This is a genomic window from Streptomyces ipomoeae 91-03 (genome assembly GCF_000317595.1).
Taxonomy (GTDB): domain Bacteria; phylum Actinomycetota; class Actinomycetes; order Streptomycetales; family Streptomycetaceae; genus Streptomyces; species Streptomyces ipomoeae.
In genome coordinates this window covers 1-14,328 of the sequence record NZ_AEJC01000237.1, presented here as the reverse complement: position 1 = coordinate 14,328, position 14,328 = coordinate 1, and the positions used below count along the sequence as shown (strand labels likewise).

Here is a 14,328-nt window from a genome sequence, read left to right as displayed (position 1 = left end):
CGCCTCGCGTTTGGTTCGGTTGGTCCGGGCGTGCTCGGCGCCGTCGCGGAGCGCCGCCGTCGCCGACTCCCTCGCGGACCCTGCCGGCGGTACGTCGACTCGGCCGACTTCACCACCTGGTGGTCTCGGCGAACGCGGTTGTGTCCGCGTCCTGTCACAGGACGTCCGGGTGCTGTCACGTCTCGCCGATTCGGCTTGTCGATGAGTTCCGGGCGCGGGCATCGTCTGTACTGCGAGGCGGTGACACGCCGCCGGCACTCACAACGACGTGGAGGTGCGCCATGTGTTCCCACCAGCCCCCGTGCCCTTCGTACGACAGCCCCGCCCGCGACGCCGCGCACATCGTCGCCTTCCACCCCGAGCAGGGCTGGAACCTGCTGTGCAACGGGGCCATCGTCTTCGACGACACCGGTGAACTGCTCCCCGACGGCAGCGTCGTCGCCCCGCACCGCCCGGTCTTCGGGCAACTGGCCACCGCCGCCTGACTTCCGCTTCCGGGGTGGTCGGCTGCGGCCAGGCCCGACGTCCGTCCGCTACGGCTACGGCAGCACCGCGAAGCCGTCCAGCTCCACCAGGGCCTGCTCGTCCCAGAGTCGTACGACGCCGATCACCGCCATCGCGGGGTAGTCCCGTCCCGCCAACCTCCGCCAGATCCGGCCCAGTCGGGGCGCCTGGGCGCGGTAGTCGGCGACATCCGTGGCGTAGACCGTGACGCGGGCGAGGTCGGCCGGAGTACCACCGGCCGCCGCCAGCGCGGTCAGCAGATTGTCGAGCGCCCGCTCGAACTGCTCCGCCAGCGTCTCCCCCACCACCTTGCCGTCCCCGTCGAGCGCGGTCTGCCCCGCCAGGAAGACGACCCGGCCGCCCGTCGCCACCACGGCGTGCGAGAAGCCGGTGGGCGGCGACAACTCGGCCGGGTTCACGCGCTCGGCGCTCATACGGGCCGCCCTTCCGCCGGGTTCCGTGCCGTTACGGGGTCCCGGTCCGCCCCGGAGGCCCGGCCTTCTCCGGGGCCTCGCGCATCCGCGATCGGCGCGTCCGCGTGCCGCCCGTACAACTCCTTCGCGATGATCGCCCGTTGCACCTCACTCGCTCCCTCGTAGATACGCGGCGCCCGCACCTCCCTGTACAGGTGTTCCAACAGATGGCCGCGTCGCAGCGCCCGCGCCCCGTGGAGCTGGACGGCCGCGTCGACGACGTACTGGGCGGTCTCCGTGGCCAGCAGCTTCGCCATCGCGGCCCGGCTCGGGACCTCCGGGTCACCCGTGTCGTACGCCGTGGCCGCCGCGTAGACCATGAGGCGTGCCGCCTCGGTGCGCAGGGCCATCTCGGCTACCTGGTGGGCGACCGTCTGGAGGTCGCGGAGTCTGCCGCCGAAGGCCTCGCGTCCACAGGTGTGGGTGAGCGTGGCGTCCAGGGCGGCCTGAGCCATGCCGACGGCGAAGGCGCCGACGCTGGGGCGGAACAGGTTGAGGGTGCCCATGGCGACACGGAAGCCCTGATCAGGAGCGCCGAGGACGTCGTCGGCCGTGACGGGGAGGGCGTCGAAGGCGAGGGCGCCGATGGGGTGCGGGGAGAGCATGTCGAGGGGGGTGCCGGTGAGGCCCGGGCGGTCGGCCGGGACCAGGAAGGCGGTGATGCCACGGGCGCCGGCGTCGGGGGTGGTGCGGGCGAAGACGGTGTAGCAGTCGGCCTCGGGGGCGTTGGAGATCCAGCACTTCTCGCCGGTGAGGCGCCAGCGGCCGGTGCCGTCGGGTTCCGCGCGCAGCGACAGGGCCGCCGCGTCCGAGCCCGCGCCCGGCTCGCTGAGCGCGAACGCGGCCACCGCTTCGCCGTCGCTGACCCGGGGGAGCCAGCGGGCGCGCTGGGCCTCGGTGCCGTGGGCGTACACCGGGTGGGCGCCCAGTCCCTGGAGGGCGAGCGCCGTCTCGGCCTCCGTGCAGGCGTACGCCAGGGACTCGCGCATCAGGCAGAGGTCGAGGGCGCCCGAGGTGAACAGCCGGGCGAGCAGGCCCAGTCGGCCGAGTTCGACGACGAGGGGGCGGTTGACGTGGCCGGGTTCGCCCTTCTCGGCGAGCGGGCGCAGGCGTTGTGCGGCGAGGGCACGGAGTTCGGCACACCAGGCGAGTTGCGCCGGTTCGAGCGAGAATGCGGTCATTGCCGTCCCCTCTTCCCCCTTGGGCCACTGTCGAGGCTATCGCGAACTGTTGACTGCCGTCACCAAGGCGATACGCTCGCTGGTGCGAGCCCACCCAAAAGCGTGCGAGCCACCCGGACATGCGAGCCCACCACCACAGGGACCACAGCAGGGGGCGAACGTCATGAACTCAGGGGTCACCGCCCACATCGACACCTTCGCCCAGGACCATCTCCCTCCCCCCGACCAGTGGCCCGAACTCACCTTCGACCTCCCCGAGCTGCGCTATCCGGCCCGGCTGAACGCCGCCGTCGAGCTGCTCACCGGGGCCGACCCCGGCCGGCCGGTCTTCCACACCTCCGCCGGTGTCACCTGGACCTACGGCGAACTCTCCGCCCGCGTCGACCGGATCGCCCACACCCTGACCACCGGCCTCGGGGTCGTCCCCGGCAACCGGGTGCTGCTGCGCGGGCCCACCACGCCCTGGCTGGCGGCGTGCTGGCTGGCGGTGCTGAAGGCGGGGGCGGTCGCGGTGACGGTGCTCGCGCAGCAGCGGCCGTACGAGCTGTCGACGGTGTGCGAGCTGGCGCGGGTGTCGCACGCGCTGTGCGACGCGCGGTCCGTGGACGACCTGGTGAAGGCGGAGGTGCCGGGGCTGCGGATCACCACGTACGGCGGGGACGGGCCCGACGGTCTCCTGGGCCGCACGGTGAGCGACGAGCCGTACGAGGCGGTCGACACGGCGGCCGACGACGTGGCGCTGATCGCGTTCACGTCCGGGACGACCGGGCGGCCCAAGGGGTGTGTGCACTTCCACCGGGATGTACTGGCGATCGCGGACACCTTCTCCGAGCATGTCCTCGCGCCGCGCGCGGACGATGTGTTCGCCGGGTCTCCCCCGCTGGGCTTCACCTTCGGGCTGGGCGGTCTTGTCGTCTTCCCGATGCGGGCCGGCGCCAGCGCCCTGCTGCTCGAACAGGCGGGCCCCAAGCAGCTGCTGCCGGCGGTGGCGGGGCACGGGGTGTCCGTGTTGTTCACGGCGCCGACCGCGTACCGGGCGATGCTCGGGGAAATGGACGGGCCGGCCGGGTACGACCTGTCGTCGCTCAGGCGGTGTGTGTCGGCGGGCGAGAACCTGCCGACGGCCACCTGGCGGGCCTGGTACGAGCGGACGGGGCTGCGGATCATCAACGGCATCGGCGCGACCGAGCTGCTGCACATCTTCATCTCCGCCGCCGACGACGCCATCCGGCCGGGCACGACGGGGGTTCCCGTGCCGGGGTGGCACGCGCGCGTGCAGGACACGGACGGGATGCCGGTGCCCGACGGACAGCAGGGGCTGCTCGCCGTGCGCGGTCCGGTGGGGTGCCGTTATCTGGCGGATCCACGGCAGGCGGAGTACGTGCGGGGCGGCTGGAACGTCACGGGTGACACGTATGTCCGCGAGCCGGACGGGTACTTTCACTATGTCGCGCGCGCCGACGACATGATCATCTCGGCCGGGTACAACATCGCGGGCCCCGAGGTCGAGGAGGCCCTGCTGCGCCATCCGGACGTGCTGGAGGCCGCGGTGGTGGGGCGGCCGGACGAGGAGCGCGGGCAGGTCGTCGTCGCGTACACGGTGCTCCGCGCGGGAGCGGTCCGGGACGGCGAGGCGCTGCGCGCGTTCGTGAAGGAGGAGCTGGCGCCGTACAAGTGTCCGCGCGAGATCGTGTTCCTGGACGCGCTGCCGCGCACGGCAACCGGAAAACTTCAGCGGTTCCGCCTACGCACCGGTAGTGACCAGCAGTGATGCCGAAGACCTAAAATGATCAACGTGTCCGAACAGCACGCACCACGTTCGCTCATCGTCACCTTCTACGGCGCCTACGGCCGTGCGGTGCCGGGCCCCGTGCCCGTCTCCGAGCTGATCCGGCTGCTCGCCGCCGTCGGGGTCGACGCTCCCTCCGTCCGCTCGTCGGTGTCCCGGCTCAAGCGGCGCGGACTGCTCCTCCCGGCCCGTACGGCGACGGGGGCGGCCGGGTACGCGCTGTCGGAGGACGCGCGGCAACTCCTGGAGGACGGCGACCGGCGGATCTACGCGGCGGCGCCGGAGCGGGACGAGGGCTGGGTTCTGGCCGTGTTCTCCGTACCCGAGTCGGAGCGGCAGAAGCGGCACGTACTGCGCTCCCGTCTGGCGGGGCTCGGCTTCGGCACGGCCTCGCCCGGGGTGTGGATCGCGCCGGCCCGGCTGTACGAGGAGACCCGGCACACCCTGGTCCGGCTGCGGCTCGACCCGTACGTGGATCTGTTCCGGGGCGAGCACCTGGGGTTCACGCCGACCCCGGAGGCGGTGTCGCGGTGGTGGGACCTGGCCGGGATCGCCAAGCAGCACGAGGCGTTCCTCGACCGGCACGCGCCCGTGCTGCACGGCTGGGAGCGCCGCGAGGACACCTCGCCGGAGGAGGCGTACCGCGACTATCTGCTGGCGCTGGACTCCTGGCGCCATCTGCCGTACGTCGACCCCGGGCTGCCCGCCGAGCTGCTGCCCGCGAACTGGCCGGGTGTGCGTTCGGCGGCCGTCTTCCGGACGCTGCACGAGCGGCTGCGGGACGCCGGGGCGGCCTTCGCGGGGGTCGATGTCGATCAAACGTAAAACTTCATAACGATTCTGTTCACTCAGGGAACCCTTAGGGCTCTACTTCAATCTTCTCAGAATCCTTACTTACCATCCTGACGCATGAGTCTCATGCGCAACTTGAACCGGGCACTCACCGCCACCACAGGCCTGCAGGTGCGCAGGGCCGCCCCCACCGCGCCTGCCGCGCCCGCGAACCCCAAGGTCACGGCGCCCAAGCCGGCCGCGAAGAAGCCGACGGCCGTGTACCGATGTCCGGGGCCGGAGGACCTCGCCACGGACCGGTTGCTGAAGCAGCCGGTCTTCATCATGTCGCCGGTGCGGTCCGGCTCCACCCTGCTGCGGATGCTGATGAACGCGCACTCGCGGCTGCACTCCCCGCACGAGCTGCACATACGCCGGCTCGAGGTCGGCTACGGCAGCAAGCTGTCCCAGAAGGCGATGAGCGCCCTCGACCTGGAGCGCGGCGACCTGGAGCATCTGCTGTGGGACCGGGTCATGCACCGGGAGCTGGTGAAGTCGGGCAAGGACTTCATCGTCGAGAAGACCCCGAGCAACGCCTTCGTCTACGAGCGCATCCGGGACTGCTGGCCCGACGCCCGCTTCGTCTTCCTGCTGCGCCATCCGGTCTCCATCGCCCAGTCCTGGCACGAGGGCGACCCCGACAAGCGCACCTACGACGAGGCCGCCGCCGACGCGCTGCGCTATATGAAGGCCGTGGAAAGGGCCCGCAAGGGACTCACGGGCGGACACACCGTCCGCTACGAGGACATCACCGCCGATCCGGAGAAGGAGATGCGGCGGCTGTGCGAGTTCCTCGACATCGACTTCGAGCCGGGCATGCTCGACTACGGCCGGAAGGACGACGCCCAGGTCGTCAAGGGCCTCGGCGACTGGCGCGACAAGATCAAGACCGGCCAGGTGCAGGCCGGGCGGGCACTCCCCACCGAGGACGACATCCCGGAGATCCTCCGGCCGATGTGCCAGGCGTGGGGCTACTGCAAGTGAAGGCGCACGCAGAGATAGCCGAGGTCTGGCCGCGCGACGGACGCATCAGACTCGTCGGCCGCATCCACGGACACCCCACCGGGGACGCCGCCGACGCGGCGGGCCCCTGGCAGCTGATCCTCACCCGCCGCGCCCGTCCCGACCGGCGGCTCGCTTACGACGCCGGGCTGAAGGGCGACCGCTTCGACAGCGAGTTCCCCGTCTCCGACCTCGTCGCGTCCGACTACGCGCCCGTCGAGGAGTGGGACATCCACCTCAGCGACGGCGACACCGAACTGCGGGCCGGACGGCACCTCGACGACATCCGCGGCAAGAAGAAGATCTTCGTGTTCCCGGAGCAGCACGTCGGGAACCTGGGCGTGCGCCCCTACTACACGATCAAGGACAACCTGTCTCTGGAGTGCCGCACGGGAGGCTCCGCATGACCGACCGCCGCCCCCTCCCCCACCGCCCCCTCGTCCGGTATCTGCTGCTGCACGCCTACGGCCGCGGCGGCACCATCCGCACGGTGATGAACCAGGCCAACTCCCTGGTGGCGGCGGGCTGGAGCGTGGAGATCGTCAGCGCGGTGCGCCGCCGCGACGACATCCAGTTCCCGCTCGACCCGGGGGTGAAGGTCTCCACGGTCGTCGATCTGCGCGAGGGCGCCTACACCCCGCCGTCCGGGCTCGTCGCCCGCTGGCGCGACCGCAAGCGCGGCGAACTGCTGCAGACGCCCGCGCAGCACATCCCGAAGGGCGAGTTCGGCTACCGCTACTTCAACCAGTACGTCGAGGACCGGCTCATCGCGTACATGCGGTCGCTGACCAGCGGCATCCTGGTCACCACCCGCCCGGCGCTGAACTTCCTGTCCGCCGAGCACGCCACGGGCGGCGTGATCCGCGTCGCCCAGGAGCACATGAACCTCGGCACGCACAAGCGGGACGTACAGCAGCGCATCCGGGAGACCTACCCGCGCTTCTCCGCCGTCGCCGTCCTCACCGAGCGCGACCGCGAGGAGTACGCCGAACTGCTGCCCGGTACCCGCGTGATCCGTATCCCGAACGCCGTGCACTCCCTCGACCAGGTTCCCGCCGACCCCACGTCGAAGATCGCGGTGGCGGCCGGCCGGCTCTTCCCGCAGAAGGGCTTCGACATGCTGATCCCGGCCTGGGCGAAGCTCGTCGAGACGTATCCCGACTGGCAGCTGAGGATTTACGGCAGCGGCGAGAAGAAGTCAGAACTTCGTCACCTGATCGAAGAAAACCATCTCTACAATCACGTCCTCCTCATGGGACACACCGACCGACTCGACGACGAACTCGCCAAGGCCTCCTTCTACGTGCTCAGCTCACGCTTCGAGGGTCTGCCGATGGTGATGATCGAGGCGATGAGCCACGCACTGCCCGTGGTGAGCTTCGACTGCCCGACCGGCCCCGCGGACGTACTGACGCACGGGGTCGACGGGCTGCTGGTCGCACCCGAGGACCCGGACGCCCTCGCCGACGCGATGGCCAAGCTGATGGCCGACGAGACGATGCGTGCCGACATGGGGGTGGCCGCGGTGCTCACGGCCGCCTCGTACGGCCCGGACGCCGTCCATCCGCGCTGGGAAGCCCTGTTCACCGACCTCCACGAGCAACGGCACGGCAGCCCCGCCGGCGCCGGCTCCGCGAAAGGAACGCAACGATGACCACCTCGTCCAGGGCTCAGGGAGCCACGATCTGGCTCACGGGTCTGCCGAGCGCGGGCAAGACGACGATCGCCCGCGTCCTCGCCGGGCGCCTGCGGTCCGAGGGGCATCGGGTGGAGGTCCTCGACGGTGACGAGATCCGCCGTTTCCTCTCCGCCGGCCTCGGCTTCTCCCGCGAGGACCGCAACACCAACGTGCAGCGCATCGGCCTGGTCGCCGAGGTCCTCGCCCGCAACGGCGTCCTCGCCGTCGTCCCGGTCATCGCGCCGTACGCCGACAGCCGCGAGGCCGTGCGCAAGCGGCACGACGTGAGCGGCACCCCGTACTTCGAGGTCCATGTCGCCACCCCCGTCGAGGTGTGCAGCGAGCGGGACGTGAAGGGCCTGTACGCCCGTCAGGCCGCCGGTCAGCTCAAGGGCCTGACCGGTGTCGACGACCCGTACGAGCCGCCGGTCGACCCGGCGCTGGTGCTCACCACGCAGAACCAGACCCCGGAGGAGTCGGCGGGCGCCGTGTACGCCCTGCTGGCGGATCGGGGCCTCGTATGACCGTCCACACCCTGTCCCACCTGGACGCCCTGGAGTCCGAGGCGGTCCATGTCTTCCGCGAGGTGGCGGGCGAGTTCGAACGGCCGGTGATCCTCTTCTCCGGCGGCAAGGACTCCATCGTCATGCTGCACCTGGCGCTGAAGGCCTTCGCCCCGGCGGCGATCCCCTTCTCCCTGCTGCACGTCGACACCGGGCACAACTTCCCCGAGGTGCTGGAGTACCGGGACCGTACGGTGGCCAAGCACAACCTGCGGCTGCATGTCGCCTCCGTGCAGGACTACATCGACCGGGGGGTGCTGCGGGAGCGCCCGGACGGCACCCGCAACCCGCTGCAGACCGTGCCGCTGACCGAGAAGATCCAGGCGGAGAAGTTCGACGCCGTCTTCGGCGGCGGGCGCCGGGACGAGGAGAAGGCCCGGGCCAAGGAACGCGTGTTCTCGCTGCGTGACGAGTTCTCGCAGTGGGACCCGCGCCGCCAGCGCCCCGAGCTGTGGCAGCTCTACAACGGCCGGCACGCGCCCGGGGAGCACGTCCGTGTGTTCCCGCTGTCCAACTGGACCGAGCTGGACGTGTGGCAGTACATCGCCCGGGAGGGCATCGAGCTGCCGGAGATCTACTTCGCCCACGAGCGTGAGGTGTTCCAGCGGGGTGGCATGTGGCTGACCGCCGGTGAGTGGGGCGGGCCGAAGGACGGCGAGACCGTCGAGAAGCGCCTCATCCGCTACCGGACCGTGGGTGACATGTCCTGCACCGGTGCCGTCGACTCCGACGCCGTGACGTTGGACCAGGTCATCGCCGAGATCGCCGCCTCCCGGCTGACCGAGCGGGGGGCCACGCGCGCCGACGACAAGCTGTCCGAGGCCGCGATGGAAGACCGTAAACGCGAGGGGTACTTCTAGCCATGAGCACCACGACCACTGTCGACACCCTTCGGTTCGCGACCGCCGGGTCGGTCGACGACGGCAAGTCCACGCTGGTGGGGCGGCTGCTGCACGACTCCAAGTCGGTCCTCACCGACCAGCTGGAGGCCGTGGAGCGGGCGTCCGCGAGCCGGGGGCAGAGCGCGCCCGACCTCGCGCTGCTCACCGACGGGCTGCGGGCCGAGCGGGAGCAGGGCATCACCATCGACGTGGCGTACCGCTACTTCGCCACGGCCAAGCGCCGGTTCATCCTCGCGGACACCCCCGGGCATGTGCAGTACACCCGCAACATGGTGACGGGCGCCTCCACCGCCGAGCTGGCGATCATCCTCGTCGACGCGCGCAACGGGGTCGTCGAGCAGACGCTCCGGCACGCGGCCGTCGCGGCGCTGCTGCGAGTGCCGCATGTGGTGCTCGCCGTCAACAAGATGGACCTCGTCGGGTACGAGGAGAAGGAGTTCCTCCGGATCGTCGAGGACTTCGGCCGGCACGCGGAGGAGTTGGGGCTGCCCGGGTTCACTCCGATTCCGGTCTCCGCGCTCGTCGGTGACAACGTCGTCGAGCGGTCCGCGCACATGGACTGGTACGACGGGCCCGCGCTGCTCGAGTTCCTGGAGACCGTGCCGGTGGGGGTGGAGGCCGGGGACGCGCCGGCCCGCTTCCCCGTGCAGTACGTCATCCGGCATGAGGAAGTCCGTTACTACGCCGGGCAGTTGGTGTCCGGTTCGCTGCGGGTGGGTGACCGGGTGACCGTGCATCCGTCGGGTGAGACCTCCGAGATCGTCGGGATCGATGTGCTGGGTGAGGCGGCGGAGGCGGCGTTCGCGCCGCAGTCGATCACTGTGCGGCTGGCCGATGAGCGGGATGTCGCCCGCGGGGACATGATCACCGCCGATGGGGCGGACTCGCCCACGCTCACGCGGGATGTTCGGGCGGCGGTGTGTCATCTGGCCGAGCGGCCGTTGCGGGTGGGGGACCGGGTGCTGGTCCGGCATACCACGCGGACGGTGAAGGCGATCGTGAAGGAGCTGGGTGGGGTTTCCTCCCTGGCCGCGAATGATCTCGGGCGGGTGGTGCTGCGGACGGCTGAGCCGTTGGCGGTGGACGACTACGCGGATGTTCGGCGGACCGGGGCGTTCATTCTGGTGGACCCGGCGGACGGGGCGACGCTGACTGCGGGGATGGTGGAGTTGGCGTAGCCGGGGGTGTGCGACACCCGGTGCTGGGGCTGGGCGGGGGCGGGTCGCGCCCTGTAAGGGGCGCGGGGAACGGCGCGGGGAACGGCGCGAGCAACCACGCACTGCCCGCAGTTCGCCGTACTCCACGCACCCCGAGCTGTCAGGCGCTACTGGGACAGTGTCAGACGCGGCTTCGGGGCGTCCGTTCGGCCCGTGTTGGGGCGGCGGCTGCCCGCTCGGTAGGGGGCGGGCCAGCTGACGCCCGGGCCCTCGTAGCCCTGCTCGGCTGCCGCGTGGAGGGTCCAGTGAGGGTCGTACAGGTGGGGGCGGCCCAACGCGCAGAGGTCTGTGCGGCCTGCGAGGAGCAAGGAGTTGACGTCGTCCCAGGAGGAGATGGCGCCTACGGCTATCACCGGTACACCGACCTCGTGGCGGATGCGGTCCGCGAACGGGGTTTGGTAGGAGCGGCCGTACTCCGGGTGCTCGTCGGACACCACCTGGCCGGTTGAGACGTCGATCGCGTCGGCGCCGTGAGCTGCGAAGGCTCGGGCGATTTCCACGGCTTCCTCGGCCGTCGTGCCGCCCTCGGCCCAGTCCGTGGCGGAGATACGGACGGTCATGGGGCGTTCCTCGGGCCAGACGGCCCGGATCGCGTCGAAGACCTCCAGAGGGAAACGGAGGCGGTGGTCGAGGGAGCCGCCGTAGCGGTCGGTGCGGTGGTTGGTGAGAGGGGAGAGGAAGCCGGAGAGCAGATAGCCATGGGCGCAGTGGAGTTCGAGGAGGTCGAAGCCGCTGCGGGCGGCCCGGCAGGCGGCGGTGGTGAACTGTTCCCGGACGTCGGTGAGTTGGGCGCGGGAGAGTTCGCGGGGCGTCTGGCTGCCCGGCTTGTACGGGAGCGGGGAGGCGGCCACCAGGGGCCAGTTGCCGTCCTCCAGGGGATCGTCGATGCCCTCCCACATCAGCTTCGTCGAGCCCTTGCGTCCGGAGTGGCCCAGTTGGACGCCGATGGCCGTGCCGGGTGCCTGTTCGTGCACGAACCGCACCGTGCGGCGCCAGGCATCGGCCTGCCTGGTGTTCCAGAGGCCGGCGCAGCCCGGGGTGATCCTGCCCTCCGGGCTCACGCACACCATCTCGGTCATGACCAGGGCGGCACCGCCGAGGGCCCGGGCGCCCAGGTGGACGAGATGGAAGTCGCCGGGGACGCCGTCGGTCGCCGAGTACATGTCCATCGGGGACACGACGACCCGGTTGCGCAGGGTCAGGCCGCGCAGCCGGAGCGGCGTGAACATGGGGGGCGTACCGGGTGGGCAGCCGAACTCCCGCTCCACGGCGTCGGTGAAGTGCGCGTCGCGCAGGCGCAGGTTGTCGTGGGTGACGCGGCGGCTGCGGGTGAGGAGGTTGAAGGCGAACTGTCGGCCGGGCTGGGAGAGGTGGAGCCCGATGTTCTCGAACCACTCCAGGCTGGCCCGCGCCGCACGCTGGGTGGACGCGACCACAGGGCGCCGTTCCTCCTCGTACGCCGCCAACGCCCTTTCCAGGTCCGGCTGTTCCTCCAGACACGCGGCCAGCGCCAGCGCGTCCTCGACGGCGAGCTTCGTACCGGAGCCGATGGAGAAGTGCGCCGTGTGCGCGGCGTCGCCGAGCAGCACCAGGTTGCCGTGCGACCAGCGCTCGTTGACGACCGTGCGGAAGGTGGTCCAGGTGGAGTTGTTGGAGCGGAGGGGGCGACCGCCGAGCGCGTCCGCGAACAGCTTGGCGCATCGTTCGATCGATTCGCGCTCGTCGATCCGGTCGAAACCCGCCGCCCTCCAGACCTCCTCGCGCATTTCGATGATGACTGTCGACGCGTTGGGTGCGTAGGGATAGCCGTGCAGTTGCATCACGCCGTGGTCGGTTTCGGCGATCTCGAAGCGGAAGGCCTCGAAGGCGAAGTCCGCGGCCAGCCAGATGTACCGGCAGCGGTGGTGTGTCACTGTGGGGCGGAACACCTCCGCGTACGCCTCGCGGGTGGTGCTGTGCACGCCGTCCGCCGCGATGACCAGGTCGTACGTCCGGCACAGCCACTCCGGGTACGGGGCCTCCGTACGGAAGCGGAGTTCGACGCCGAGGGCGCGGCAGCGGTCGTGGAGGATCTGGAGGAGGCGACGCCGGCCGAGCGCGGCGAAGCCGTGGCCTCCGGTGGTGTGGCGGGTGCCTCGGTGGACGATGTCTATGTCGTCCCAGCGGGCGAAGTCGTACTGGAGGGCCTCGTGGACGGTCGGGTCGGCGTGTTCTATGCCGCCCAGGGTTTCGTCGGAGAGGACCACTCCGAAGCCGAAGGTGTCGTCGGGGGCGTTGCGTTCCCAGACGGTTATGTCGCGGGTCGGGTCGAGGCGTTTGAGGAGGGCGGCGGCGTAGAGGCCGCCGGGGCCGCCGCCGACTATTGCTATTCGGTGGGGGCGGCTTGGGTTGTCGGGCGCGTGCGTCGCTGGGCCCGGCATCAGCGGCCTCGCCATTTCGGAGGGCGTTTTTCTGTGAACGCCGCGTGGAATTCCGCGTAGTCCTCGCCGGTCATCAGGAGGGCCTGGGTCGCCGCGTCCAGTTCCACCGCCGCGGACAGGGGCATGTCCAGTTCTGCCGTGAGGAGGGCCTTCGTCTGGGCGTGGGCCAGCGCCGGGCCCTCGGCCAGACGGCGGGCCAGGGCCTGGGCGGCCTCGTCGGCGCTGCCCTCGTCCGTGAGCTGGCTGATCAGGCCGATGCGTTCGGCCTCGGGAGCGCGTACCGGTTCGCCGAGCATGAGGAGGCGGGTGGCGTGGCCGAGGCCGACCACGCGGGGCAGGAGGTAGGCGGCGCCCATGTCGCCGCCGGACAGGCCCACGCGAGTGAAGAGGAACGAGAAGCGGGCGGTGGGGTCGGCCACGCGGAAGTCGGCGGCCAGGGCGAGGACCGCTCCGGCGCCCGCCGCCACGCCGTGCACCGCGGCGATCACCGGGAACGGGCACTCCCTAACGGCCCGTACGACCTGGCCCGTCATCCGGTTGAAGTCGAGCAGCTGGGATGTGTCCATGGCGAGGGTGGCGCCGATGATCTCGTCCACGTCGCCGCCGGAGCAGAAGCCCCGGCCCTCGCCGGCCAGCACCAGCGCCCGTACGGACTTCTCCCTGGACAGTTCGGCGAGCAGGTCGCGCAGATCGGCGTAGGCGCCGAAGGTGAGGGCGTTGAGCTTCTCGGGGCGGGCGAGAGTGACCGTGGCGACGCCGTCGGTGATCGCGCACCTCAGGTGTCGCCAGTCGGGGGTGCGGGCGGCTGACCCGATGAAGGGACTCATGACCGGCGGCCTCCTCGGGGCTACCACGGCGATACGGCTACTGCGGCGACGCGTGTACGCATGCACTGCGTGTGCTGCACGCAGTGCATGTACCGCATGTACGGCGTGTGCTGCGTGTACGGCGGCTACGGCGGCTTTCCCTCTCATGAAGTTATCACCGATATATGACTGCCGTCAGGAGTGCGCGATAGACCGGATGGGGTGGACGGCGCCTTCCTGTCGAAGGTCCGTGACGCCGCGCGTGACTCCGTCACGGGGTTTCTACAGAGGCGTAACGGCGGGCGCCGTCGGGCGCGGCGGGACGTTGGGGTGGGTACACCGCCGGCAACGGGGCCGACGGTCCCGTACGGCGCCCGGCGGACGGCTTCGCCGGGCAGGCCCGTACCATTCGTAACGTTGAAAGCAGGACGACCCATGACCTGCGCCATGAACGGATCCGCCGCCTTGCAAGAACCCCCAGCCCCCGCCTCCTGGCGTATCGCGCTGCCGCACACCGCCGCGGCCGTGCCTGTGGCCCGTGCGTTGGTCCGTACGGCGCTGACCGAGCTGAAGCATGGGGCCGACCGCGATACGGCCGAGTTGCTGACGGCCGAGCTGGTGGCGAACGCGGTGGAGCATGCGGCCGGGGAAGGGCCGATCGAGCTGGTCGTGGAGTTGTTGCCGGGGGGCTGCAAGGTGGAGGTGCACGACCCCGATCCGGCGCCGCCGGGGGATCTGACCGCGCCGGGGGGTGGGGAGCCGGATCCTTGGCAGGAGCATGGGCGGGGGTTGCTGCTCATCCGTACGTTGAGTTCGTCGTGCGGCCATCGCCCTACGGACTCGGGCAAGGCGGTTTGGTTTCGGCTGCCGACGATTCCGGCCCAGCGGCGGCCCTCGTAGCGTTTTCTCGCCCCCGCCGCCCCTACCCGTCCCTCCCCCAGGGGCTGCGCCCCTTCGACCCC

At 70.9% G+C, this 14,328-nt stretch carries 14 protein-coding genes; 10 read left to right on the top strand and 4 right to left on the bottom strand.

Annotated elements, in window-relative coordinates; genetic code table 11:
• Window positions 1-281: 281 nt before the first annotated feature.
• Entirely contained in the window at window positions 282-485 is a 204-nt protein-coding gene (locus STRIP9103_RS15690; protein ID WP_009312163.1) for a DUF5999 family protein, read from the top strand.
• A 54-nt stretch (window positions 486-539) separates the two neighbouring features.
• Here the strand turns inward: STRIP9103_RS15690 and STRIP9103_RS15685 are convergent, their stop codons facing one another.
• Window positions 540-938, bottom strand: coding sequence for a RidA family protein (locus STRIP9103_RS15685; protein ID WP_009312170.1), 399 nt, complete (start codon window positions 936-938; stop codon window positions 540-542).
• Window positions 935-2,158, bottom strand: coding sequence for an acyl-CoA dehydrogenase family protein (locus STRIP9103_RS15680; RefSeq protein WP_009312177.1), 1,224 nt, complete (start codon window positions 2,156-2,158; stop codon window positions 935-937). The genes STRIP9103_RS15685 and STRIP9103_RS15680 overlap by 4 nt, the downstream gene beginning before the upstream one ends.
• Before the next feature lie 163 nt (window positions 2,159-2,321).
• Here STRIP9103_RS15680 and STRIP9103_RS15675 point away from each other — a divergent pair, with 163 nt between their 5' ends.
• From STRIP9103_RS15675 to STRIP9103_RS15640, 8 genes are all read left to right on the top strand, one after another.
• Entirely contained in the window at window positions 2,322-3,929 is a 1,608-nt protein-coding gene (locus STRIP9103_RS15675; RefSeq protein ID WP_009312172.1) for an AMP-binding protein, read from the top strand.
• A 15-nt stretch (window positions 3,930-3,944) separates the two neighbouring features.
• A complete protein-coding gene (locus tag STRIP9103_RS15670; protein WP_048820351.1) occupies window positions 3,945-4,772 on the top strand; it encodes a PaaX family transcriptional regulator in 828 nt (275 codons plus the stop codon).
• Window positions 4,773-4,856: 84 nt separating this feature from the next.
• Entirely contained in the window at window positions 4,857-5,762 is a 906-nt protein-coding gene (locus tag STRIP9103_RS15665) for a sulfotransferase family protein (RefSeq protein WP_048820350.1), read from the top strand.
• On the top strand, window positions 5,759-6,187 hold the full coding sequence (locus STRIP9103_RS15660) for a hypothetical protein (RefSeq protein ID WP_048820349.1): 429 nt from the start codon (window positions 5,759-5,761) through the stop codon (window positions 6,185-6,187). The genes STRIP9103_RS15665 and STRIP9103_RS15660 overlap by 4 nt, the downstream gene beginning before the upstream one ends.
• The gene (locus tag STRIP9103_RS15655; RefSeq protein WP_009312165.1) at window positions 6,184-7,434 is read left to right on the top strand and encodes a glycosyltransferase family 4 protein; all 1,251 of its coding nucleotides are present in this window, start codon (window positions 6,184-6,186) and stop codon (window positions 7,432-7,434) included. The genes STRIP9103_RS15660 and STRIP9103_RS15655 overlap by 4 nt, the downstream gene beginning before the upstream one ends.
• Window positions 7,431-7,982, top strand: coding sequence for an adenylyl-sulfate kinase (cysC, locus tag STRIP9103_RS15650; RefSeq protein ID WP_009312169.1), 552 nt, complete (start codon window positions 7,431-7,433; stop codon window positions 7,980-7,982). The genes STRIP9103_RS15655 and cysC overlap by 4 nt, the downstream gene beginning before the upstream one ends.
• Window positions 7,979-8,881 (top strand): sulfate adenylyltransferase subunit CysD, encoded by a 903-nt coding sequence (gene cysD / locus STRIP9103_RS15645; protein WP_009312175.1) that lies wholly within the window; start codon window positions 7,979-7,981, stop codon window positions 8,879-8,881. Before cysC ends, cysD begins: the two co-directional genes overlap by 4 nt.
• 2 nt (window positions 8,882-8,883) lie before the next feature.
• Window positions 8,884-10,101 (top strand): sulfate adenylyltransferase subunit 1, encoded by a 1,218-nt coding sequence (locus STRIP9103_RS15640; RefSeq protein WP_009312174.1) that lies wholly within the window; start codon window positions 8,884-8,886, stop codon window positions 10,099-10,101.
• A gap of 146 nt (window positions 10,102-10,247) precedes the next feature.
• Here STRIP9103_RS15640 and STRIP9103_RS15635 read toward each other — a convergent pair whose 3' ends face one another.
• Window positions 10,248-12,560, bottom strand: a complete 2,313-nt coding sequence (locus STRIP9103_RS15635) for a bifunctional salicylyl-CoA 5-hydroxylase/oxidoreductase (RefSeq protein ID WP_048820352.1) — start codon at window positions 12,558-12,560, stop codon at window positions 10,248-10,250.
• Window positions 12,560-13,387: an enoyl-CoA hydratase family protein gene (locus tag STRIP9103_RS15630; RefSeq protein ID WP_009312158.1), complete on the bottom strand. Its 828-nt coding sequence runs from the start codon at window positions 13,385-13,387 to the stop codon at window positions 12,560-12,562. The genes STRIP9103_RS15635 and STRIP9103_RS15630 overlap by 1 nt, the downstream gene beginning before the upstream one ends.
• Before the next feature lie 414 nt (window positions 13,388-13,801).
• Between STRIP9103_RS15630 and STRIP9103_RS15625 the strand changes: the two genes are divergently transcribed.
• On the top strand, window positions 13,802-14,266 hold the full coding sequence (locus tag STRIP9103_RS15625) for an ATP-binding protein (RefSeq protein ID WP_009312159.1): 465 nt from the start codon (window positions 13,802-13,804) through the stop codon (window positions 14,264-14,266).
• Window positions 14,267-14,328: the final 62 nt, after the last annotated feature.